Source organism: Janthinobacterium sp. PSPC3-1 (genome assembly GCF_049896105.1).
In the GTDB taxonomy this organism is placed as follows: Bacteria; Pseudomonadota; Gammaproteobacteria; order Burkholderiales; family Burkholderiaceae_D; genus Janthinobacterium.
This window is the reverse complement of sequence record NZ_JAFCTQ010000104.1, coordinates 1-502: the sequence shown is the minus strand read 5'-3', so window position 1 is coordinate 502 and position 502 is coordinate 1. Positions and strand designations below refer to the sequence as shown.

Here is a 502-nt window from a genome sequence, read left to right as displayed (position 1 = left end):
ATGGACCGCGGGTCCCTCCAAGAGCGACGCAAACGCGCCTTTCAAACTGAAACCATGTGGTTTCAGTTGTTATCCGGTATTATCATCCGTTTCCAGATGCTATCCCAGACTCAAGGGCAGGTTACCCACGTGTTACTCACCCATCCGCCGCTCACTCGAATGTAGAATCATTTGATGCAGAGCATCAAAATCATCTACGGGAGTGCGCGCGACTTGCATGTATTAGGCACACCGCCAGCGTTCATCCTGAGCCAGGATGAACGCTGGCGGTGTTGCTTCATCAGGCTTTCGCCCATTGTGAAAGATTCCCTACTGCTGCCTCCCGTAGGAGTCTGGACCGTGTCTCAGTTCCAATGTGGCCGATTAACCTCTCAGTTCGGCTATCCATCATCGTCTTGGTAGGCCTTTATCTTACCAACTAACTAATGGACCGCGGGTCCCTCCAAGAGCGACGCAAACGCGCCTTTCAAACTGAAACCATGTGGTTTCAGTTGTTATCCGG

1 rRNA gene is annotated in these 502 nt (G+C 52.0%); it reads right to left on the bottom strand.

Going from position 1 to position 502, the window contains the following annotated elements:
* Window positions 1-266 precede the first annotated feature (266 nt).
* Window positions 267-502, bottom strand: a 16S ribosomal RNA gene (locus tag ACP7B7_RS31670); the annotation flags it as partial.